Here is a 22,316-nt window from a genome sequence, read left to right as displayed (position 1 = left end):
TGTCGTCGATGTCAGTTCCCCTGAGCAGCAGTCCACAGCAAGATTCACCTTAACTGCTTCTTAGCTTCCTGGCCGTCATCCGCCGTTGAATGCTGACCGTCACGGCCGCCAGACCGGCCATCGTCACGAGGACAAATCCGATATCACGATATGTCGCGGCAAAGCCGAGGCGCGCAATCCACGGCTGGCTCGCGAGAGGCGATATGAAATGTCCGAGAAAGATGGATGCCGTCATGATACCTGCGATACGTCCGCGTGACTGGAGCGGGGCCATCATGATCGTTGTCGACACGATGCTCGGCATCACGACGCCGAGACCGAACCCCATGACGGCAAGCGCGGAAAGGATGGAGGCGATCCCACCGGCCTGCGCCAGAAGCCAGAAACCTGCCGCCATCAACGCCAGCCCCGTCGCCAGGATGCTGGAAACACCGAACCTGGACCGCAATCTGCCGAAGGTGAGAGCTGTCAGCGCCGCAGCCAAATTGAAGCCGCCGATCGCGTATCCCGCATTACTTGCCGCGGCTATGCCAAGCTCGCGCAGGAAGAACGGCAATTGCGAGGGGACCGTATAGAACAAGGCGTTGACGAGGAAGGCCGCCAGTCCAAGCAGAGCCACCAGGGGCCAGTTTACCAAGACCGCTCCATCGTCGACATTGACGGCTTGATATCCACTTCTTACCGGTTCAACGAGGAAAACAGCAGCGGCCGGTAGAATGAGCAGGGCGATGGCATAGATTGCAAAGGGCGCCCGCCAATGAACATCTGCCAGTAGCCCACCCGCCATGACAAACACCACGCCGCCGAGCAGAGTGAAAGCCTGTTGCATTCCCAAATAGCGCTCCCGCGCTGCGCCGTCGAAATAATCGCCAACCAGCGCCGTACCGATGGTCATGATACCGCCGATTGCCAAACCCAAGATTGCACGACCGAGGAGCAAGCCCGTGAGGTTGTCTACGAAAAGACCCGACATGCCCGAAATGCCGTAAAGCAAGATCGAGCCGATCAGAAGCGTCTTGCGGCCAAACCGGTCCGCCAGCACGCCTGCGAGCGGTGCGAACAAAGCCACGAAAACCGACGGCAATGTCAGCACCATTCGGCTCATGATCCCGACATGTGGCGTAGAAGCAAAAGTTTGCTCGATTGCAGGTAACGACGGGGCGATCGTGGTCCCGGCCATGATGGTGAGTGTAGCGATAAACAGCAAAGTCGTTTTGAGGGCCAAGGTTCTATCGGGCATTCTTCTGTCTCCGTGTCGGACGTTGCGGCACGGGACACCCCAGTGTCCGCCGCCACTGGCTGAGCCGGTTGATTGTTATCGTAAACACGGTTCCCGCCGTTGCGCTGGCAACGAACAACCCATCCCCGTTGACCGGCATGCAAATCATGCCGCCGAAACGAGACGGGTCGTCCCAACCTGCTATGATTCCTATGGAGAGTATTCTATCGCGCATGGGGCTCTTCAACCGTGTTTCATTACGTGATACTTCCTCAAGCAAGGTTGAGGTCAATTGCCAGTGACAAAAATTTTCGGCATCCAGGGGCAGGACGACGAGAGCTGTTCAAAACCTGCGCGAAAACCGAACGGAGCCTGAACCTTCGTCTCGTCGCTACGTCATCGTCTGCCGGAAAGTCGAGAATTTCCTGGCGACGGCTGAAACACTTATCCCTATCGCGAGGTAGGCTCCGAGGAGTTTATCCCGAGATGGTGACGTCTGACTTCTCGATGATCACAGAAAATGAAGGGCCGGCGATAGCGCAGGCTGACTAATTCTGATGGCGCTCACAAATTCTCGTGCAACGCGGCCGCCGAGTAAAGCCGGCCAGCAATACTGACCAAAATTTCTATATATTCTTTGGTCAGAAAGCGAAGCCAACATGCCCGACCCAACGTCAGATACCCTCGATCGAATCCACGACCGCATCGCAAAGACTGCGCCGTCCGGGCTCTGGTCGCGCGCGGATTTTCTGGACATTGGCACGCCGAACGCCGTCGAGAAAGCACTTCAGCGGCTCGAGCAGCGCGGCGACATTAGGCGTCCCTACCGTGGTCTCTATGACAAGCCGGGAACAAGCGCGCTGAACGGCAGGATGGTGTTTCCACCGCGTTCCTCCTTCATCGACGCAATCGCGCGGCGCGACAAGTTGCGCGTGCTGGTCGATGGGATGACTGCCGCTAATGACCTTGGCTTAACGGCGGCCGTTCCCGCGCGGTCGACGATCTATGCGGATACCTATCCACGAACGATCGAGATCGAGGCCAATGCCGGCGACCCGAACGCTGCGAAGCCCGTGATCTACACGCTCGACTTCAAGCGCATAGCCGCCAAGACGGCATACTGGGCCCGGCCGGCCATGCGGGTTGTGCAGGCCCTCAACTGGTTTCGTGACGACCGATCAAGTCTTGAACCCGCCGTCAGCGGCATTGTCCGCCATCTGTCACAGAGTTCATACCGACAGGCGACCCTTCAGGACCTGCAGGAAAACGTCCACGCTCTTCCAGCTTGGATGTATCCAGTCGTGAACACCATTATCGCGGAGCTGCCGTCTGCAGATCAAAATGGAAAAGAGGGGCAGGAATCGGGAGCTCAGCATGTATCCAATGTTTCTTGAGATCCTTCGCTCCACCACTGACGAACAGCGAGCGCTCTTTTCCACTGCGGCCGCCAAACTGGAGACGCGTGCCGAAAATATCGAGAAGGACCTCTATGTCTGCTAGGTGCTCGACTTCCTTTTCAATCGGCGTCCGGCCGACACGGCGCGTCTCTATTTCAAGGGAGGCACGAGCCTAAGCGAGGCATATGGGCTGATCCGACGATTTTCCGAGGACATAGATATCGGCATTTACAAAACCGATCTGCATGTTCCACGCGAAGCCGAAATCGCAGCGCTTAAATCCGTGACGCAACAGCAGAAGGTCCTTGCAGAACAGGTTGATGACGCCGCTCGGAAGTATATTTCGGGTCCGCTCAGGGAGGTGGAAGCAGCCATCGAGCAGAATGGACACTTTTCCCTTTCGTTCGGATATGACGCCTATCGGAAGAAGGAGGCGCCAGGCGTTCTCGTCGTCGGCTACAAAAGTGCCTTCGATACCAGTGGCGGATATGTGGAGGCGGCCGTGCGGATCGAAGGCGGCGCCCGATCCGGTTCCGGCCGCGCCGCGCGAAATCCTCCCCTATGTCGCGTCGGAGTTCGGGGAAGACAAGGGGCTAACCATTCCAAACGTGACGACGGTGAAGCCGGAACGAACCTTCTGGGAAAAGGTGCTGATTCTGCATGCGATGACAGAGATGACCGACAAACGAAACGCGGAAGCCGATCCCGCCCGCAAGGTGCCGGATCTCAACCGTTACTCCCGGCACTACTATGACGTTCACCAGATATGGAGTCACGCCGACCATGGCACGGAGACCGCCTCGATCCGAGATCTCGCCGAGGCCAGCCGTCAACGCAAGGAATTGATGTTTCGCGCACCTGACCACCGCTATGACCGAGCCGTGCCCGGCTCCTATCGCCTGGTGCCGACGACCGACATGCGCGCGAAACTGGCTGCCGACTACGAACGAATGTCGAGGATGATCTTTGGCACGCCTCCCACGTTTGAGGAGGTAACGGCAAGCATTGAGGGGCTCGAGAAATTCCTCAACGAAGAACACACTCCTCGGAGCTAAGGGGGGCGGCGGCGCTTCGGTACGAACCCAGCACAGGGTACGCTCAAACTCTTCGGCATAGGAGGTGCTGATGGCAACAAAGATCACCATTGCCGACCTGTTTCCCGGCGACAAAGGTGACCGACATCTCGCCGCGGTGACTTTCGGCGACAATCTGAAGCTTCTTCTCGTCGCTTCATTCGCGGCGGCGACCTGCTCCAGTGAAAACCTCAAACCGCTGCACCATCTCATCGGCCTTGGTGCCAGACGTAAACCCTGTAATCGTCATATGTCCGAGCCCCGTTCGGGCACAACATCAACGATCAGCTAGCAATCTGGAAGGTGGGAGGAAAACACCGCTCTGATGTCCGTTGTCAATGCTCGGGATGCGTGCAACCGGTCGTTCTGACGAATGGAAGTTAATGATGATGATGATCGCGTAGGCAATTGATCAAGGAGTCGATATCGGCCTCCTTGAGTGTACGGTCGTCGATATCGATGAGCGATAGCTTGTCAGCCAGTTCAGCAAGAAGCGTCCGTCGTTCCGGCCGCCGAGTACCATGTTCACCAGTTGCCGTACGCCAACGAGCCAAGAAGTCCTCGTGCCAATGAGGCTCAGGCGCCACAGCAAAAGCGCGGCCGCTCGAAAGCCAATTCAGTTCATGAAGTCCGACGAGCTTGGATTGCCACAAATTCTCCCGGCCCCAGAAAGCGCGAAGAATGACGTCGTTCCGTTGCCGTGAGAGCTGAACAGTCTCGTTGTCCATCGAGAACAGGTTCTTATTGTGCGCATAAAAAATGTCTTCGAATGAACTGGGAAGCCGTCCGTTTGTCGGAGGCGGCTCAAAATTCCACGTCAGCCACAGGAGCCGATACACGTCTCAACCTTCCCAAGAGAAGAGCCGCCGAAGGATGGCAGCTGCCCTTTTCGCAGCACAAAGCAGCTACAATCCAGAAGCGCCGTGCGGGGCCGTCTGATAGCGGGATGCCGGCTTCCCGCTTTGCGTCGCTGCAAAAAGGTCGTTTCGTGCGATATTGAAAGAAGACCACAGCTCAAGATTCTCTACCGAAGGGAGGGTAACAAGTTCACCCTTGTCGAAGCCTGCCAGGGCAGCGTCCACCAGTTCGGTTGTCGACATGACGAGCTCGGGATCAAAAGCCGAAAGCGGAATGCCCGCTTGATCGTAGAACTCCGTGGCGGTTCCGGCCGGCAGAACGGTCTGCACTTTCACGCCGGTGCCAGCCAGCTCTTCCTGGAGGCCACGGCTAAAGCTTAGAACAAACGCCTTCGTTGCACTGTAGAGCGACGTGATCGGCAGGGAATGCAACGCCATCACCGAAGCGATGTTGATGATCGCGCCGCTGTTGCGGTCGACGAAGTGAGGAAGTGCCGCGCGTGTCAACCGCGTCAATGCGACCACGTTCAGTGCGATCGTCGACATCGTATCGTCGTGCGAAATGTCCGCCGTTTTCCCGAGCTTTCCGTTTCCCGCGTTGTTCACGAGTAGAGTGATGCGGCTGTCCGAGCGCAGGACATTTTCGACATCGGCGACATCGGATTCCGCCGTGAGATCGGCTTCCCGGACCTCGACCTTTGATCCATAGAGGCTCGAAAGGTCAGTCGCATGTTTGTTGAGCCGGTCAATTCGCCGAGCCACCAGAATGAGATCATATCCGCGTTTTGCAAGGCGTTCGGCATAGACCGCGCCAATGCCGGAAGACGCACCGGTGATGAGGGCCACGGGCTTTTCAGAGTTGGTCATATTTGTCGCTCCACGTTTTATAATGATCATTAAACAACATCAGTTGACGACGGCTGTCAAACCTTATTTAATGATCATTATGAAACCTAGGAAATCGCCCAGTGGCGGCCGCCCGAGAGAGTTCGATCGTGATGCGGCACTGGAAACCGCGATGCGGCTGTTTTGGCGGCACGGCTATGAAGGTGTCTCCTTCCAACACCTCACCGCTGCCATGGGACTTGCGGCACCTAGCCTTTATGCGGCCTTCGGAAACAAACGCGCGCTTTATCTTGAAGCTGTCGACAGATATGGAAGGCTGCGAGGCGCGACGGATCTCTCCTTCATGGATCCGTACGAGACTGTCGACGAGGCGGTGCTCGCTTTCCTGAACGCAACGGCGCACGGCCTGAGCGATCCGTCCACCGAAGCGGGCTGCATGCTCAACATGGGCATGCTGACAAGTCATCCCGACCACGCCGAAATCGCAGCGGAGCTTTCGGACCGTCGAACGGCCTTCACAGCATTGCTTGCACAGAAGCTGCAGCGCTGGCTGGATCAGGAAGCTGCGGCTGACAAGGCAGTTTATCTTTCCGCGGTCATTCAAGGCATGGCGGTACAGGCCCACGACGGGGCCGGTCGCGAGCGACTTGAAATGCTTGCCAAACTGGCTGTCAGGGCTATCCGATAATCCCACCCTCGCTGCGGAAAGCTGTCTCGCCGTTGATCATGTGTCACCGGCTCCTTTGGAAAGGTAGCGGCCGAACGCTTGCCGTACAAACTGAACTAAACTCTGTTTTGGACAACAATCGCCCCATATAAATCAAGGCCTTCCGGCAGCCAAATCCACGAGGGTTCAATTGGGACAACGCGCCGCTATCTACTACCGGGTTTCGACCGTCGATCAGTCATGCGAGAAGCAGGAGCGCGATCTGACCGCATTTGCCGGTCGCGCCGGTTCCGGCGTCACCGGAATCGTCAAAGAGACGGGTTCCGGCGCGAAGCTAGATCGAGCCGAACGCCGCAAGATCATGGCCCTGGCCCAGTCGAGGCAGATCGATGTCATCCTCGCGATCGAGCTTTCTCGATGGGGTCGCTCGACGATCGACCTCCTCAACACGCTATGCGAATTGGAGTGCTGGAAGGTTTCCGTCATAGCCATGAACGGTATAGCCTTCGACTTGTCATCCCCGCATGGTCGAATGCTGGCGACGTTGCTCCCCGGTATTGCGGAATTTGAACGCGACATCATCAGCGAGCGGGTGAAATCCGGCCTCGCCGCCGCGAGGGCACGCGGCAAAAGGCTCGGTCGACAGACTGGGGAGCGCCCCAAAAGTCCTGGCGCTGATCGCCGAAGGACGTAGCAACCGCTGGATCCCCCGCGACCTTGGCATTAGCAAGAATACCGCCGCTGATATTGTAAAGCGATCTCGTGAATACGGTCTCAAATAGCCATTCGGATAAAATCTCACTGACAGAGAGTGCTAAACTTGGCCGACAGATCGGGCCTGTTTTCCGACCAGCCGTTCCGCGAAAAGCTGAATCAGGCCAGCGAGGACGATGAAAGCCATGCCGGCTAGAGTCATCACGTCAGGAACCTCGCCGAAGAAAACGAAACCCCAAAATGCCGCAAAAACCAGATAGGCATAGTCGAACGTCGCAATGACCTGCGGATGCTCCGATTGATAAGCCCGGGCCAAGCCGATACTGACGCCAAGGATCAAAGCAGCTAGGATGAGAATAATCCGCCATTCGCTGACGCCCATCTCGGTCCAACGACCCAAAAGAAACGGATAGTCATACGCCAATCCGGTTCCTGACCAGACGATGGCAACGCTTGCGATACATCCGAAAGCAAGAAGCATCGCATTCTGCCATAGTGCCATGGTCAACGGCTTTTCAGTTGGGCACTTGGCCCGTGTCAGAACGGCAGCAACCGCATAAAGAAAAGCCGCAACGACCGGGAACAGCGACAATGGCGAGAAGTCCGCAGCCGCCGGACGCACGATCACCAATCCCCCCACAAAGCCCACCACAATGCCTGCCCATTGATGCCAGGCGATCCTTTCTCCAAGAACGATGGCTGACAGCACGACTATGAACAGCGGGCCGATGTAGAGCGATGCGGCGATAACCGAGAGATCGAGCATCGGGATCGCGGCATAGATGGCGAGATACATCAGACCGAGACACAGGCTGCGAAGCGCCACCCAGATCGGCGCGGCAGGCCAAACCGAACCGCGTGCGAGCATGAGCAGCACCGGAATGGCGATGGTCGACCGCAGAACATAGATCTGCCAGAGCGTCATGTCGGCGCTGGCCGATTTCACAAAAGCATCTGTCAGCGCCATCGTAAAAACCGTGAGCAGGATGACGATTACGCCTTTAACGACCGAGTTTCGTTGAGCTGATGCCATGACCATAGTGCCTCCTAGGGGAATTCTTCCCTAATGTCGCTCCCATTGATCATTACGGCTAGGCAGTCTAATTTCATCATCATGTTCGATTATTTTAATCAATCATGACGCGGGCGGAGTTGCCTGGGCTCCAGACCTTCCTGACGATCGCCGAGCTCGGCTCGTTGCGAGCGGCCGCTCGTGCGCTTGGCGTGAACCCGCCCGCGATCTCACATCAGCTCAAAGCATTCGAAGACCGTCTTGGCACGCCGTTGTTCACTCGTAACACCCGCTCTGTAACTATGACGGATGCAGGGAGGGCCTTGTTCATCAGCACGCGGCACCTGGTTGGGGCAATCGAGGAGGCATTGGATACGGCGCGTGATGCGGCCGAGACCAAATCAGGCCAGTTGAGAATCACACTGCCTTATCGCGCCTGGCAGCTGATAATCGCCCCGAAGCTCGCGGCATTCGAAACGGGATATCCGGACGTCGAACTGGAATTCGTAATCAACGAGGCGCTGGTTGATATCGTCTCGGAAGGGTTTCACGCTGGAATTCGCCTTGGCGATCATCTGCAGAACGACATGATCGCTCGCCGTCTGTCGACACCGCAGGACGGCGCATATGTCGCCTCACCCGATTATCTCTCGCGATGCGGATATCCGTCACACCCCAGAGACCTGTTGTTGCACAGTTGCATCCGCCATCGGCAAATTACCTCCGGCCGGATCGCCGAGTGGCGTTTTAATGATCCGGATGGTGAGATTTCCGTGGCGGTGAGCGGGCGGCTGATATTCAACGACCTCAGAACTGTCGTCGACGCCGCTCGGCAGGGTTTCGGTATTGGATGGTCGCTTCGCGCAGGTGTCGAGGAGGAATTGGCACGCGGCGACCTCATCGAAATTTTACCGGAATTCCGAGTTCAAAGACCGGCGTTCTATTTATATTTCCCCAAATCTCTGGCTCGCCTCGGCCTTCTTAGATCGTTTATCGAGCATTTTGCCATTGTCAGCGAAGTTTGAAATCATCAACGCGCCTTAGAGTGTCATTTCGCCCTCAGCCGGAACTGACCCCTTGTTGCCGTGGAATTATGCGGCTGCGGCAGTTTGACATGAACGGCAATCGGCCGGTTGGTTCGTCTGGCCTCGGCGGAAGAGATGCGAACCGGGACCTCTAAAGCTCGCTCAAAAACTTGATCGTTAACTCCGATACTTCGGTCGGCCGCTCTTGCTGAAGCCAATGACCCGCGTCTTGAAGAACATAGGAGCCTCGTAAGTCAGGAACCAAGTTCGGCATTGCAGCGATAATCTGATCCATGCCGGGTATGCTCAGGCCAGTATCGCGCTCGCCGATCATGAAAAGTGCGGGCACTTGGACCAGTTGGCCTACGCAGGCTTGCTGCAGTTCCCAATTGCGATCAAGATTGCGATAGTAGTTCAATCCTCCGGTGAAGCCTGTCAACTCGAAGGCTCTGATCAATTGGTCAAATTCTCGACCGGGTAGCCATGCCGGTAGTCTGGCGGGCGTCGGGAGATTTGCCAGCAACCCGGTGCTCTTCACCACCATTCCGAATGGATTGGGTGTACCGTCGCCCGGCTTACGACGACCCGCTTCGCCACTTGCTGCGAAAAGGATCTTGCGCAGAGTCAAGCTGACGTCGCGCCCAAACTCCTCGTCGGCGAGCTTCGGTTCTTGAAAATACAGCGTATAGAAAAGTGCGTCTTCGGTCTGCGGGAAAATCTTCGATGGTGGCACGGGCGGCTGTCCCATCATCGGCACGCTGAGTGCAACGACAGCACGGAACCGATCTGGTCGCAACAACGCGGCTTGCCATGCAATTGTCGCACCCCAATCGTGGCCGACAACGACGGCCTGTTGCTCACCAAGCGCATCAAGGAGTGCCACCAGGTCGCCGACTGCGTGAAAGACCGTGTATTGATCCAGGCGCTCCGGCGCGTCGGTACCGCCATAACCTCTCATATCCGGTGCAACGGCGCGGTAACCAGCTTGCGCAAGTGCATTGATCTGGTGTCGCCATGCGTATTTGGTCTCAGGGAAACCGTGGCAAAACAGAATTAGCGGGCCTTGACCGGCATCAAGGATGCTCATGTTGATCGTGCGGGTCTGAATAATTGTCTCTTTCACGGGCGCCTCCTGATTGGTTGGCAAGGCAATTGATGGAAAGGCAATCACGAGCGGCGGAAAACTCAAAAACTGACGGCGTCGCATTCGCGCTTCTTCTATCGTGTAACAACATGTGTTACGCTATAGGCTGAATGTCAAGATAGCGTAACTCTTATTGTTGCGGAAAGGTGCACAATGACGACCGATGGTCGGCTTGCCAGAATGCTGCATGTGTTGGTTCACATGGGGCTACTCGGCGGCAGGGAAACGTCAGAACGCATAGCGCAGATGCTCAACACAAATCCCGTTGTTGTGCGCCGCACGCTCGGGGCGCTGCGTGAGCATGGGATCGTTGAATCCGAAGGCGGCCGAGGAGGTGGTTGGAAACTGACCCGGTCACTCGACCAGGTCACGGTGCTCGACGTCCAGCGCGCTCTAACCGAAGGACCCATCCTCGCCGCTCCCATCTCGCGAGATCACCCCACTTGCCCAGTCGAGCGTGCATCCAATTCTGTGCTCGAAAAGGCGCATGCTGCTGCGGAGACCCAACTCATTGCGAAGTACGCTGCCACGACACTCGCGCAGATAGCAAAAGACGCCAAACATAAGGCGTCCGTGACCTCTTAATAGGAAGGTCGCTCTTAGCGCAATCATCGAATAGGCGATAACCGCTAACCGTGGCTCGACCACAGATTTGGTCAATGCGTGAGCAAGACACCGCTTACCGTTTTTCCATTTCGCCGTGATCCACTCAGGCCGAATAAAGTTGATTGCGGACAATTCACTACACCAGATCTGGTGGGCTAGCGCGAAATGAAAAAACGAGCCAAAGCCTGCTGAAACTCAACACTGAGCGCCTCGAAAGGATACGAATCAACGACCTATTTACTCATCTGTCTAGGCTCAGGCCGATTGATTGATCCGCTTTTCTATTTAACGGGGTTTTGATTCACTCATGGCGGGAGGATTTTGCCATGAGTGGTTTGTTTTTGCTGATGCCATCACAGTTCGGCCGGATCAGGCCGTATCTCCCTTTGGCCCACGGTATCAAGCGCGTCAACGATCTCAGGGGCGTCAGTGGAAAGACGCACCGAAGAACTATGGTCCGCACAAGACACTCTATAACTGCTTCATCCACTGGAGCAGGCTCGGCGTCTTCAACCGGACTTTCGAGGCGCTTGCCGGGAAAGCTGGCCAACCCGACAGGCTGATGATCGATGCACCCATGTGAAAGCCCATCGCACTGCAGCCAGCCTGTTTAAAAAGGGCTCTTTCCCGCTGTATCGGACGAACGAAAGGCGGCCTGAATTCCAGGCAGCATGCGATGGATTGAGCCGACCGTTGGTGTTTTTCCTCACCGCAGGCAATGCCCGCGACGATCAGGGGGGCCGGCATCTGCTCGATCGCCGACCCAAAGCAAGGGAGCTGCTGACCGGTCGCGGCTACGACGCCGACTAGGTCCGCACTGGACTGAAAGACAAGGGGATTTCACCCTGCGTCCCCGCTACGCAAAGAAAGCGGCGCCGCCCTGCCGGATACGACAAAATCCTCTACAAGCAACGCTATCGCATCAAGAACATATTCGGCAGGATCAAGGATTGCAGGCGCATCGCAACGCAATACGACCGATGCGCTCACACCTTCCTATCCGCAATCCTCATCGCAGCGACGTGCTGCTACTGGATCGATGAATGAGGCCTGAGCCTAATCAGCTGGAACAGGAGCCGACCACCAGCTTGGACAAATGGCGGGTAGCCGAGTTCGTCGAGCATGATAAAGCCGAGGCAATTGAGGTCGTCGACCATCCCACCCTGCTTGCCATTCCGCGTTTCTGTATCTTATCAAATGAGGCAGGGAAATCATAAGACAAGCTTGAGGTTTTGTGGCCCCCCCTCCCTCTGAAGGCATATCAAAGCGTCAATTCGATACATCGTTCAGAGCAATCGTGGCAACGCTGTCACAAATTCGGCCGATGGCCATGATGAAATTCACGACGGGAATTGAAACATATTCGCTGTCAGGATCAGTATCGTGCCCTTGGCCCCACCATTATTCCCCTTTCGCCGGTATATTGCAGCCCTTCTCCTTCTTATCCATCTGCCGGCCCATCCCGCGCAGGCACAGGATCGCCGGGAGGTCGTGGAACCATCCTTGCCAGCGCATGTATGCTTGACACTATCGGCGGAGACGACCGCTGCTCAATTGAAAGAGAGTGGTCGCGACACAGGCCGTCTTCAATCTGCGATCGATCAATGCCCGGCGGGCGAGGCGGTCCGGCTTGTCGCAGGCGGACAGGGAGGGCGCTTTCTGAGTGGCCCGTTGATCATGAAGTCTGGCGTTACGCTTTGGATCGATCAGGGTGCCGTGCTGGCGGCAGTCTCCGATCCGTACGCCTATGACCGCGGCAGCGGCCGCTGTGGTACCATCGACGACAAGGGGAAGGGATGCAGGCCCTTCATTCAGTTCGATGGGACCTACGGCGGCGGGATCGTCGGTGACGGCGCAATCGACGGTCGGGGCGGCGAAACCATGGCCGGCCGAAGCGAAACATGGTGGCAACTTGCTCGCCGCGCCCAGGCCCAGCAGGGAAAGCAAAATAATCCTCGCCTGATAGAGGTCGATAATGCCCGCGACATCACCTTCTACCGGATCACGCTGCGCAATTCACCCAACTTTCATGCCGTACTGAATGGTGTTACCGGCGCCACTTTCTGGGGCGTGCGGATCGATACCCCCGCCGACGCCCGCAATACGGACGGTATAGACCCCGGCGCGTCCCAGGACATTACCATTGCCCGCAGTTTCATCCGCACCGGCGATGACAATATCGCGATCAAGGCCGGAAATGGTCCGACCCGGCATGTCTCGATTGTGGACGATCATTTCTATTGGGGGCACGGCGTGTCGATCGGCAGCGAGACGAATGCCGGTGTCAGCGACATTCTCGTCCGTGACGTGACGCTCGATGGTACGGCCTCGGGGCTCAGGATCAAGAGCGACGCCAGCCGCGGCGGAGCGGTTAGCGGGGTGCTTTACGAGAACATCTGCCTGCGCAACAACAAGAAGCCGATCGATTTCGATACGCGCTATGATGACAAGGCGCAGGGTAGCGCCATCCCGGTCTATAGCAATATCGTTCTGCACAATGTAACGGCGCGGAACGGAGCGCTCGTCATCCACGGCTACGATGGTGCGCACCCGCTCAGCATAGCGTTTGACGGCGTGCGCTTCGGGCGAAACGTCATATGGCAGGTTAAGAATGCCAAACTTTCCGCCGGACCTGGGGGCGTAACGCCACCTGTACCCGAGATCGCCGGCCCAACCGTGACGGACGGTGCCATCTACGACTGTGACGCGCGCTGGGTTGCGTTTCCGGTCGCCAAAGGCCTGCGCGGCGACCTATCGCCTGCACCAAATAGCCAAATGCCGCATGCCCGGACCAGGGACACCGCTATCCTGACTGTCGGTCCCGGCAAGACCTATGACACCGTCCAGGCGGCGGCCGATGCGGCAAAACCAGGGGATACGATCCTGATCCAGCCGGGCACGTATCGCGAGGTGGTGCATCTGCGTACCCCGAATCTTCGTGTCGCTGGCGATGGCAACAATGCCGATGACGTGGTGATTGAGGCGGACCGCTCCGCTCGGGAAAGCGGCGGCACGGCGCGCTCTGCCACAGTCTTTGCCGAGGCGGATGGCATTGAGATCCGCCAACTGACCATTGCCAATCGGTTCCACGACAGAAACCCCGGTGTGACAGAGGGTGCACAGGCCGTGGCGCTCTCTGCGACCGGTGACCATCAGCGCTTTGTTGATCTGCGCCTGGCTGGCTGGCAGGATACACTTTACGCTGGCAGCCATGGCTGCACCACTGCGCAAGCCTGCAAGCCGGCCCGCCAGTATTATCAGGACGACGTGATCGAGGGCGCTGTCGATTTCGTGTTCGGCGATGCGCTCGCCTGGTTCGAGCGGACACAACTGCACGGCATTGACCGGCCGCAAGTGACGATCACCGCGCAAAGCCGCCGGTATCCCGGCCAACCAAGCGGCTATATGTTTCACGATTGTACTGTGACCGCTGATCCCTCGGTGAAGACGATCAGTCTTGGAAGGCCATGGCAGGATTATGCGACGGTGAACTATGTCGGCTGCCGGCTGGACGGCCGGGTGTTGCCGCAGGGATTTACCGAATGGCAGGGTGAACGGCGCCTGCCGACGGCACGCTATCTCATCGCCAATGCCAGCGGTCTCGGTGCGGATTCGAAAGACCGTGAACCATGGCTGCTAAAGGCCGACGCTACTGCGCTAACGAGCCTGTCTTCACCCGATAGCTTCTTCAACGCGGCGGAATGAATTCATTGACACTTTTTTCCCCACCAATTTCGGACTGTCATAGGATATCTCAGCAGGGTCATTATTCGGGGCAGCTTCACAACTCGGAGCCGCATGGCGTCAAGTCACGTGGAGGGCAAGACGACACTGCAAGCGGTCGTTTGAGACTTGCACATTGAGCATTCAATCGCGCCATGCGAGGATCATCATAAAAACGGGCGTACCTATCAGGCCACCAGCAATAGAGAACAACGGCCCGTAGATCAGCATGCTCAATGGAATGGCGGACATACACTCCCCGATGCCATCATTCAGGCAGTTGTGCGCCCCGCCCTCGAAAATACCATAGACAGGCAGAAACAGCGCCGCGACGATCAGACTGGTTAAAACCGCCAGGACGGCAGACAGGATCAGGTTTCCAAGAGTGCTCATGCTTTTGTATTATCGGCTCCAGCCAACAAGGTCCTTTTTCCGAAGTTGTAGCCACATCGCAACTGGCGTGGCCGGCAAACACCGTCAAGCATTCTCCTGCCGTCCCATCATATTTGCCGCAAGCTGAACCTCAGACTCAAGACAGGAGTGAACACCAGTTCTTATATCCACCCCTGTCGATACCTGAGCCTCAGCGATTTCCCAGCAGCCCCATAGGGTATGGTTCTATTTCATCGGCAAATACCCAGCCTTGCGGGCAATTTATATAGTCGGCACCGGAATCCGACAGCCGGCACTTGAGCATGCGGTCAGTTTGTGTGGCGGGATCTGGTTTTCGGCACAACGTCTCGCCGGGGCATTCCGGACCGTGATCCATCGGCAGGGCCATAACGTAATATTCAGAGATATGGACAGGGCCGCTACGGGCAGTCGCCCGGATGCAGACCAATTGATTGGGCGTCGACGTAAACTCGTTCTGCGTCCGACTTCCTGTCGTCGCGACCGTTCTGCGCAAGGAAGCGGGCTTGTCATCGATCCGGCCAAAATAAGGGTTGCTTACGCAATCGCCATGGATGTCCACGTCGTAAAAATCACCACTCTCGACATTGCCTGTGACGCAATCATCCTTTCCATCGGTGCCGCAATTGATTTGCGCGGTATCCAGCAGCCTCGCCCGTTGCTCGCTGGACAGATCACCCTCTCCGGCAATGACCGGAACAGGCGCAGCGATAGACATGGTCAGGCTCATCCCGATCGCTATTGTGCATATCCATTGTCTGAAATTCATTCTCTTCATGCTCCTTGCTCGTTCCTCAGTATTCTATTGCCGATCCAGACAGCTCTGCTCGCGGATGCCAGGAGACGGGAGAACTGCTGGTGGATCGCCCCAACCCGCCTGCTGGATGTGGCGATCATGGCGAAAGGCGACGCTTGCACTCCATCTGCTCGGCTGTCGGCTTGTCCTTGACAACGATGATAAGGCCTTCGTCATAAATCGATTCAGCGTAAAGGGTAGCTTCCCCCGTCATGGAGATGCTCAGGAATGCATTATCGACATATTTCCTGGGCGCCTCTTCGTCATAGCAAGGGTGACGAATTGTGCGGGCCCTGCCTCTCGGGCCAAGTTCCTGCTGGAGGATAGACTCGGTACCGCCGCCATGGCCTCGCAACCTGATTGCAATCTCCTGCGCTTTGCCGGCAGAATCGCTCAGAAGAGCGACCTCGGCGGCGCCCTCCGGGGCCAATTCGAGCGATACCGTGCCTTTGCGAACAAGGGTAAGGCCGTCCCGACTCAGGGCCTTTTCATCGTCACGAAGGCCCGACCACTTTATATTGGGGACATAAACATCGGACATGGCGTGATCGGTTTCGGCGAAAAGGGTCAGAAGAGCACTCAATGCGCTATTGTGTCCCCACCTCCGCAGGTGAAAGTCCAACGTTTGCGCCTCCTCTCTTGCTGAACGTGTCTGAGCATACGAAACAACCGGGCTCGCGATGCCGAAAATAGTCGCGGCAAGCAAAAACACTCGAAAACCCATCATCCGTTGACACACTTTCAAAATTCGGACCGCATTTTGCAAACCTCACGGGGCGGGCGTTGCAAGAGCTTCTCGCGCGACGATCTTGCAATATCGGACAAGAAGCGCGCATACGGCTCCGCTGCAGGCACCCAATCCGTAATAGAGGGAACCGGACGTATAGTCGGGGAATCTGAGCATGATTGCCCATAACAAGGCGGCAAGCGCACCGGCTCCGCTGCCTGCACTGGCGCAGACCAGTGCACCATGCAGCATCCTCCCTGGCCACATCTTCCAGACAATGCCGAACAGCAGTCCAGCCAAAAGGGAGGGGACGAGCCCAAGCAGGTAAAAGATCGGCAGAATGCTGACGAAATTGACAAAGGCTCGCCCTATATTTGCGAGGTGCAGGAGTTCGCTGGGATCAAGTACAATCAGCCAGGCGATGAACGCCAACTCAGCGATCAACGGGCCGGCAACTGCGAAAACAACGATCGCTGCCAAATCAAAGTATCTGAAAGTCTTCATCTGATTGCCAGTTGCCCGTGTCCCCCATACTGGGAAGTATGAAAGATGGTATCCTTTGGTTTCGACCAGTTCGTCATCCCCGGCACTATTGCCGAATTGATCCGTAGCCTGCAGGCCATTGCCATCGAAGATGAACCACACATACATGACCGGGTTTCCGTTTCTGCCGGCAGAACCCGCAGCAGAGCACTGCCGTCATGTTTTGCGATCACGTCCGGCAAGGATCAAGGTGGTGCAAGTGACGCCCTGTCCGGCCGGGCGCCCCTTTGGCAAGGTGATTTGAGCCGACGCTTGAACCTTCCGGGGGATACAGTCATGATCTCCCCCTCCAGCGGACTTACATGCTCTGGTCAGAGACGCGGATCAATGTCCAGCACGGCTGCTGGCTGAATTCGAATTCCATATACGCGCCGCCGTCCGTGCCGCGAAGCACGACCTGCTTGTTGCCGTTCGCCAGAACCTCGAATTCAGATACAAGATTCTGGCGCTTCAAGGTCGCCATATCAGGCATAACGGGCCATTCCACCATCGAAAGCGGCACCTCCTCGCTGGTCTTTTTCGGCTCCGGCTGGGCATCCATATCAACCCCCTCGAAGATGACCTTTTGAGCTGTGGATTTTTCCTGAACTGCAATGTCATGGCTGAACCGGGTCACGAATTTCTCGAAAGTTTCATCCGGGCAAGCAGAGGCCGTCCGGGTGAAAGACGGATTCGCTTCGGTGAACTCCCGGCAATCCGGAAGGGGGGACGTGGGATTGTACAAGGACGTCTCCGAACTCCAGAGAAAAACCCGTTCGTAGCTGCAGCTAGAATCCTGTTTCGGTCCGAGCTGATCCTGTGTCAGGGGCGGGGCTTCGGATGAATCTGCAAATCGGCTTGCTCCGGCCGGGTTGCGCCAGGCCTGTGTTTTCAACACCAGATCCGGTAAATCCTCCTTGCCGTCGACCGGTGCCAGAACCGAATTGAATGTATATTCATCCAGGCAAGCCCCCTGCCGCTTGGCGAAATCATCCTCGCCAAAACAGGCCCGGATACTGATTTCGGCTTTAAAGGGGATGCGCAGGACGGAATTCGACTTGTTAAAATCTCCGAGAGTGACATCGAAGAGAATAAGATCCTTGGCCTCGAAGCCGCCACCGGAAAAGGGCTGCGCGCGCGTCTCCAGAATTCCGACCAGCGCACGGTCTTCCGTGAGGCGGATCAAGGACGGCCATATAGACAACGACGTAGAAGACGGAATGTAGGGCAGATCCCATATTCCGTAAGATGCCCTCAGCGTGCGGCTGCTTGCTTGCGGTCCGCTCTTGTCGATTTCGACACACCAATCTTCTTGCTGGTTGCAAAACTGGCCTTTCCTGGGAGTTTCTGCCAATTTTTCTATTTCGGCGGCCGCAACCGTTGTGATGCACAGCCCCATTAAAAGAGGCAAAATCATCAAGTTCTTGAATACTCGCACCATATCACCTTACCGCTGGTTGTTGTTTGTTTGATCGCCGGCCACCGGCAGCGGCTCGAACGTACTTGACGTATAACCGTCCTCTCCCGTGATCCGCATGATCTTGCCCTCGCACTCGCGCAGTCGATACTCGTAGTTATGGCCCGTTTCGGTCTGCTGCAGATCATCGCGGATGCGAAGATGGTGATGCCATATTGTCGTGCCGTAACGCGCACTATCGCCGCCGAGGCGGGTTACCCCGTCGGTGATCAACTCCACTTCCGGCATCTTGCCGCCAACTCCGTCACTCTTTTGCGTGGCTTGTTTCTGGTCTTCCCTGTAGTGCGCCTCAAGCGCGGCAATACACGCAGCGTGCGATGTGAATTCCTCGCTCGCGGGAGGGATCGGCAATCTGCCGCTGGCATGGGCTGTCGCCGGCAGGGAGAGAGCCGCCGTGCAGAACATGGCTCTTGCCGTTTGAGATCCGTATTTTGTCACTCCGCATTTCCTCGGATCGTGATTTCCACACTCACCCCGCCCATGAGGCGCCTCACGGAACTCTTCTGTTCTTGGACGCCGTCAGCATGACGGAGACGCAACGCATCCAATATCTCAACATTGCCTGCAAGAACCACTAGTACGGATGACCTACTGTGTTGCGGCGTGAACACGTGTTAGGGAGGCTGAGGGGGTTATAGAGTCCCCAACCATCGAAATGCTGCCTACGGAGCAGAGGTTGCTCAGAGAACGCATCATCCTTGCCGATGACCATCCGGTTTTTCGCGACGGCCTGCGCCGCCTGATCCAGCGCAGCGCGCCGGAGGCGGAGATTGCCGAGGCCAACGATTTTGACGAACTTCTCGCCCTCGCCCGCAGCGGTCCTATGCCGGCCATCCTTATCGTCGATCTCATTTTTGCTGGAAGGAGCATCGAAGAGGCCCTGACGGGATTGCGACAGGAATTCGCTCGCTCTTCGATCGTCGTCGTGTCCATGATCGAAGACCGGGCTATAGCGGAACGCATTATGGCGCGGGGTGTCAACGGCTTCATCAGCAAGAGCCTGCCGCCACACGAGATTATTACAGCACTCGACGCAGTCCGCGACGGCGATCTTGTTCTCCGGCTCGATGCCTCGGGCTCTTCGATTCCCGAACGCGATAACGAGATATCGACGCTGACGCAACGCCAGCTCGAGGTTCTTCGCATGCTCTCTGCAGGCAAGACCAACAAGGAGATTGCCGTGAGCCTCGGCATCTCGCCGTTTACGGTCAGAATCCATGTCTCCGCATTGCTCAAATCCCTGGGGGTTTCCTCCCGAACCGCCGCGGCAGCCAAGGCGGTCGCCGGCGGACTATTTCCATGAGCAGGAAGACCAAGCCGCTCCGCCTCGCCGCCATCTCTTCTTCCGGGCCTTTGCCGAAGCTTGACCTCGAGGTGAAGGATAACGACGGTGATGCTTGGCTGCGCACCAGCCCAGCCTTCATGCCTTTGTGCCCAGAAACCTGAACGCCAGAGGACGATCGCATGCTTGTCACCGGGATCAGAAATTTCATATGCGTTACGCTGGCCGGGGCCGGTCTGGCTATGACGGCTCCCGCCGTCGCGGCGCCCAAACAATGTGCAATCGGCGGATGGTCAACCGCCACCAGTGCCGACGGGCTTCCTGTGCGGGGAGGGCCCTCCACCGATGCTTTGATCGTCGGCAGATTGCCGCCATTCGTTCCCTACGAGGGTGGGCTTCACTTCGGACGCGGGCCGGAGTTTGAGATTCTGGAGGCCGACAACGGCTGGTTTCGGATCGCCAATGTCGGCGTGCCGAAGATAGAGGATGGCGACGTCGTGGAGACGGTCCCTCTCGATGTCGCGGGCTGGATATCCGGCGAAGCGATCTTTTTCGTGATCCAGTCCACCAAAGGGTTTGCGGAACCGGATAACCGCTCGCCGGTCGTTTTCACCGCCGATGACTGGTATGGCCCGAGAGACTGGTTGCGCGTGGCCGATTGCAGCGGTGAATGGGTAGAAATCGCCTATGGCAAACCGGAGCAGGAAAAGCGAGCCTGGTTCCGGGGCGTGTGCCCCATTCAGGAGACAACCTGCGACGGCGTTGGTGGCGATAACTGACGCAACTCAAAACGCCCGATTCGGGAACACCGGTCATTTCGGCAGATTTTAATCGCCAACCAAACCGGCATACCGGAGAGACGTCAGACCAGCGTCGAGCAACCATGCTGTTCCAGCTCAGGATGCCCCGCATCGCGTCGTTCAAACATCGTCTAGCGTAGGTTTATCCCGCAACGGTGTTTCTCTGCCGTAAAACCTGGGCCGTCAGGACGGATCGCAACTCGGCCGGTCGGACCGGCTTTGACAGGATCGGGATCGCGGCATCGCCCAGATCCGCGCGTACGCGCGCCTCGTCATGCCCGGTCATGACAATCGCCGACACATCCCTCCCGGCCAGTTCCCGTACGGCCGCGATGCAGTCGGTCCCCGTTTGCCCCTGGCCCAGATCGAAATCGGTAATGAGAATGTCGCATTCCACGCGTTCGGTTGGCGCCGCAGTTTCAGCCTGCACCCGGCATCCCCACTTCTCCAGCAGCATTGCCGTTGCAAGCAGCACGTCTTCGTCGTCCTCGACCAGCACAATACGGAGCCCCTCAAGAACGGGCGGCAGCCTGGGAATGCCCGACTTGGCCTTTGCAGCCGGCAGAGGCACGATCTGCAGCCCGTCGATAATCACTGCCGTTCCCTGATCTTTCACCGAACGTATGGAGATCGACAGGCCCATCAGGTGGCCGAGGCGGCGCACGATCGGCAAGCCGAGACCGACGCCGTCAACATCTTTGTCTCCGCGTTCGCGAACCTGATAGAACTCGTCAAACACCAGGGGCAGATACTCCGCAGCGATCCCGCCGCCGCGGTCGTAGATTTCGATCGCAAGCTTGCCGCCGCGCCGGCGGCACCCGATCAGAACCGGCTGTCCGGGAGCATATTTCAAGGCGTTGGTAACGATGTTCTGGATCATGGTCGTCAGCAATACGTTGTCCACATGCACGTGGCACCTGCTCGGGACGGCGCGCAACGTGACCTTCGCCCACTGAGCCGCCTGAGAGTTTTGCCGGACAACGTCCTCGATCAGCGCGCCGATCGATACCGCTTCCATCTTCGGGATCACCTTGCCGCTGTCCAGCGTGGAAATATCGAGCAGGGAGCGGAAGAGATGCGACAGGCTTTGCAGGGAGCGGTCGATGTTTTCGACCATCTGCCGTTCCTCGCGACCGAGACCAGCGTCGCGCAGGCAGGCGGTGAACAGGCTGATGGCATGAATGGGTTGGCGCAGATCATGGCTTGCCTGGGCAAGGAAGCGCGATTTGGCAAGGTTCGCTTCGTGAGCGAGAGTGGTGGCTTTCTGCAGGCGCTGTATCAGAACAAAAATATATCCCGGCACGAGGATCGCCGTCACGGCCAGCGTGAGAACCATGTAGGGGTTCGCCTGCCAATATTCATTGAGAAGCGTTGCCACCCCGATAGCGGCAACAGCCGCGCCCGTTGCGGCCGCGAGGTAGGTGGTGCCGAACCGCAGGCCGTTTCCCACCGTCACCCACAACAATGTCGCATAGACCGGCAGAGTCGTGGCCCCTCCCACAGACATTGCGAATGTCATGGCAATATAGTCGCCCGTCATCGCCGCGCCGCGCCGCCAGAGATAATTGCCCGGACGTTTGACGGTGTCGTACAGCAGAAGCCAGACGAACGGAAAATAGAAGGCGGAGTAGAAGCCGAACGCTGTGACAAGCACACCTGTCCTGTGCGTCAGGATAAGCGCAGGAATGATGTAAAGGAAGAAAAGCGGAACGACGACAATCCGCACGATCGCCTGCCCGCGCTCGGCGTCGTAAGGCTCGCCATCTTTTTGCCCGAGCAATCGGGCAATTCGCGCACGAAACAATGTCAATGATGTAGTGGCGGCCGACCCCGCGCCGATCGAACTCATTCATCTGTCCTTTCGATAGGGCACCAGGCCAAAATCGCCTCCTCGAGCAGAGCGACCTGACGCGTCAGGCAGACCAGCGACTGCCACTGTAGCAATGCGTTTTCGAAGACCGGCCGCACAACGCTTTGGCCATGTGCCCCGACCTCCTTCGTCAGGACACACTTTGAAT

Annotated in this window: 23 protein-coding genes and 2 pseudogenes; 13 read left to right on the top strand and 12 right to left on the bottom strand. The window is 57.4% G+C overall.

Annotated elements, in window-relative coordinates:
* Positions 1-49 precede the first annotated feature (49 nt).
* Entirely contained in the window at positions 50-1,240 is a 1,191-nt protein-coding gene (locus ADU59_RS08985) for an MFS transporter (RefSeq protein WP_068953783.1), read from the bottom strand.
* Positions 1,241-1,878: 638 nt separating this feature from the next.
* Between ADU59_RS08985 and ADU59_RS08980 the strand changes: the two genes are divergently transcribed.
* The 4 genes and pseudogenes from ADU59_RS08980 to ADU59_RS08970 all read left to right on the top strand — a co-directional run bounded on the left by ADU59_RS08980 (position 1,879) and on the right by ADU59_RS08970 (position 3,981).
* A complete protein-coding gene (locus ADU59_RS08980; RefSeq protein ID WP_068953782.1) occupies positions 1,879-2,613 on the top strand; it encodes a DUF6088 family protein in 735 nt (244 codons plus the stop codon).
* Entirely contained in the window at positions 2,594-2,719 is a 126-nt protein-coding gene (locus ADU59_RS31310) for a hypothetical protein (protein WP_274534644.1), read from the top strand. The genes ADU59_RS08980 and ADU59_RS31310 overlap by 20 nt, the downstream gene beginning before the upstream one ends.
* Positions 2,720-3,671: pseudogene (locus ADU59_RS08975) on the top strand (nucleotidyl transferase AbiEii/AbiGii toxin family protein). It abuts the gene before it with no gap.
* A gap of 70 nt (positions 3,672-3,741) precedes the next feature.
* Positions 3,742-3,981: a hypothetical protein gene (locus ADU59_RS08970; RefSeq protein ID WP_068953781.1), complete on the top strand. Its 240-nt coding sequence runs from the start codon at positions 3,742-3,744 to the stop codon at positions 3,979-3,981.
* 88 nt (positions 3,982-4,069) lie between these two features.
* Here ADU59_RS08970 and ADU59_RS08965 read toward each other — a convergent pair whose 3' ends face one another.
* Both ADU59_RS08965 and ADU59_RS08960 read right to left on the bottom strand, forming a co-directional pair.
* On the bottom strand, positions 4,070-4,528 hold the full coding sequence (locus tag ADU59_RS08965) for a hypothetical protein (RefSeq protein WP_068953780.1): 459 nt from the start codon (positions 4,526-4,528) through the stop codon (positions 4,070-4,072).
* 66 nt (positions 4,529-4,594) lie between these two features.
* Positions 4,595-5,413: an SDR family NAD(P)-dependent oxidoreductase gene (locus ADU59_RS08960; protein ID WP_068953779.1), complete on the bottom strand. Its 819-nt coding sequence runs from the start codon at positions 5,411-5,413 to the stop codon at positions 4,595-4,597.
* Here ADU59_RS08960 and ADU59_RS08955 point away from each other — a divergent pair.
* Complete coding sequence (locus ADU59_RS08955; RefSeq protein WP_244506377.1) at positions 5,382-6,080, top strand: TetR/AcrR family transcriptional regulator; 699 nt, start codon at positions 5,382-5,384, stop codon at positions 6,078-6,080. The two genes, ADU59_RS08960 and ADU59_RS08955, sit on opposite strands and share 32 nt — an antisense overlap.
* A 169-nt stretch (positions 6,081-6,249) precedes the next feature.
* The gene (locus tag ADU59_RS08950) at positions 6,250-6,753 is read left to right on the top strand and encodes a recombinase family protein (RefSeq protein WP_244506376.1); all 504 of its coding nucleotides are present in this window, start codon (positions 6,250-6,252) and stop codon (positions 6,751-6,753) included.
* Positions 6,754-6,873: 120 nt separating this feature from the next.
* Here ADU59_RS08950 and ADU59_RS08945 read toward each other — a convergent pair whose 3' ends face one another.
* Entirely contained in the window at positions 6,874-7,812 is a 939-nt protein-coding gene (locus ADU59_RS08945; RefSeq protein ID WP_068953778.1) for a DMT family transporter, read from the bottom strand.
* Positions 7,813-7,910: 98 nt separating this feature from the next.
* On the opposite strand from ADU59_RS08945, the gene ADU59_RS08940 reads away from it, so the two are divergent.
* Positions 7,911-8,810, top strand: a complete 900-nt coding sequence (locus ADU59_RS08940) for a LysR family transcriptional regulator (protein ID WP_068953777.1) — start codon at positions 7,911-7,913, stop codon at positions 8,808-8,810.
* A gap of 151 nt (positions 8,811-8,961) precedes the next feature.
* On the opposite strand, the gene ADU59_RS08935 is transcribed toward ADU59_RS08940, so the two are convergent.
* Positions 8,962-10,017 (bottom strand): alpha/beta fold hydrolase, encoded by a 1,056-nt coding sequence (locus ADU59_RS08935; protein ID WP_068953776.1) that lies wholly within the window; start codon positions 10,015-10,017, stop codon positions 8,962-8,964.
* A 90-nt stretch (positions 10,018-10,107) separates the two neighbouring features.
* Here ADU59_RS08935 and ADU59_RS08930 point away from each other — a divergent pair, with 90 nt between their 5' ends.
* The 3 genes and pseudogenes from ADU59_RS08930 to ADU59_RS29565 all read left to right on the top strand — a co-directional run bounded on the left by ADU59_RS08930 (position 10,108) and on the right by ADU59_RS29565 (position 14,265).
* The gene (locus ADU59_RS08930) at positions 10,108-10,539 is read left to right on the top strand and encodes an RrF2 family transcriptional regulator (RefSeq protein WP_068953775.1); all 432 of its coding nucleotides are present in this window, start codon (positions 10,108-10,110) and stop codon (positions 10,537-10,539) included.
* Between the two features lie 347 nt (positions 10,540-10,886).
* Positions 10,887-11,607: pseudogene (locus tag ADU59_RS29570) on the top strand (IS5 family transposase).
* Positions 11,608-12,237: 630 nt separating this feature from the next.
* Positions 12,238-14,265: a pectinesterase family protein gene (locus tag ADU59_RS29565; RefSeq protein WP_244506399.1), complete on the top strand. Its 2,028-nt coding sequence runs from the start codon at positions 12,238-12,240 to the stop codon at positions 14,263-14,265.
* A 162-nt stretch (positions 14,266-14,427) separates the two neighbouring features.
* On the opposite strand, the gene ADU59_RS08915 is transcribed toward ADU59_RS29565, so the two are convergent.
* The 6 genes from ADU59_RS08915 to ADU59_RS08890 all read right to left on the bottom strand — a co-directional run bounded on the left by ADU59_RS08915 (position 14,428) and on the right by ADU59_RS08890 (position 18,621).
* A complete protein-coding gene (locus ADU59_RS08915; protein ID WP_068953774.1) occupies positions 14,428-14,676 on the bottom strand; it encodes a hypothetical protein in 249 nt (82 codons plus the stop codon).
* Between the two features lie 190 nt (positions 14,677-14,866).
* Positions 14,867-15,463, bottom strand: coding sequence for a hypothetical protein (locus ADU59_RS08910; protein WP_068954103.1), 597 nt, complete (start codon positions 15,461-15,463; stop codon positions 14,867-14,869).
* A 124-nt stretch (positions 15,464-15,587) separates the two neighbouring features.
* Positions 15,588-16,073 (bottom strand): hypothetical protein, encoded by a 486-nt coding sequence (locus ADU59_RS08905; protein WP_139093162.1) that lies wholly within the window; start codon positions 16,071-16,073, stop codon positions 15,588-15,590.
* Positions 16,074-16,259: 186 nt separating this feature from the next.
* The gene (locus ADU59_RS08900; protein ID WP_068953772.1) at positions 16,260-16,868 is read right to left on the bottom strand and encodes a hypothetical protein; all 609 of its coding nucleotides are present in this window, start codon (positions 16,866-16,868) and stop codon (positions 16,260-16,262) included.
* Positions 16,869-17,058: 190 nt separating this feature from the next.
* Positions 17,059-18,180, bottom strand: coding sequence for a hypothetical protein (locus ADU59_RS30970; RefSeq protein WP_193427073.1), 1,122 nt, complete (start codon positions 18,178-18,180; stop codon positions 17,059-17,061).
* Between the two features lie 6 nt (positions 18,181-18,186).
* Complete coding sequence (locus tag ADU59_RS08890) at positions 18,187-18,621, bottom strand: hypothetical protein (protein ID WP_068953771.1); 435 nt, start codon at positions 18,619-18,621, stop codon at positions 18,187-18,189.
* Between the two features lie 271 nt (positions 18,622-18,892).
* On the opposite strand from ADU59_RS08890, the gene ADU59_RS08885 reads away from it, so the two are divergent.
* Genes ADU59_RS08885 through ADU59_RS08880 form a run of 3 tightly spaced genes read left to right on the top strand, consistent with a single transcriptional unit; the run spans position 18,893 to position 20,277 of the window.
* On the top strand, positions 18,893-19,519 hold the full coding sequence (locus ADU59_RS08885) for a response regulator transcription factor (protein WP_244506375.1): 627 nt from the start codon (positions 18,893-18,895) through the stop codon (positions 19,517-19,519).
* A complete protein-coding gene (locus ADU59_RS30590) occupies positions 19,516-19,662 on the top strand; it encodes a hypothetical protein (protein WP_158515708.1) in 147 nt (48 codons plus the stop codon). The genes ADU59_RS08885 and ADU59_RS30590 overlap by 4 nt, the downstream gene beginning before the upstream one ends.
* Before the next feature lie 18 nt (positions 19,663-19,680).
* Positions 19,681-20,277 carry a hypothetical protein gene (locus tag ADU59_RS08880; protein ID WP_068953769.1) on the top strand — a complete coding sequence of 199 codons (597 nt, stop codon included), beginning with the start codon at positions 19,681-19,683 and terminating at the stop codon, positions 20,275-20,277.
* 163 nt (positions 20,278-20,440) lie between these two features.
* On the opposite strand, the gene ADU59_RS08875 is transcribed toward ADU59_RS08880, so the two are convergent.
* Positions 20,441-22,147 (bottom strand): hybrid sensor histidine kinase/response regulator, encoded by a 1,707-nt coding sequence (locus ADU59_RS08875; RefSeq protein WP_099050786.1) that lies wholly within the window; start codon positions 22,145-22,147, stop codon positions 20,441-20,443.
* Positions 22,148-22,316: the final 169 nt, after the last annotated feature.

Source organism: Pararhizobium polonicum (assembly GCF_001687365.1).
GTDB lineage: Bacteria > Pseudomonadota > Alphaproteobacteria > Rhizobiales > Rhizobiaceae > Pararhizobium > Pararhizobium polonicum.
This window is presented reverse-complemented; position numbering and strand designations above follow the sequence as displayed.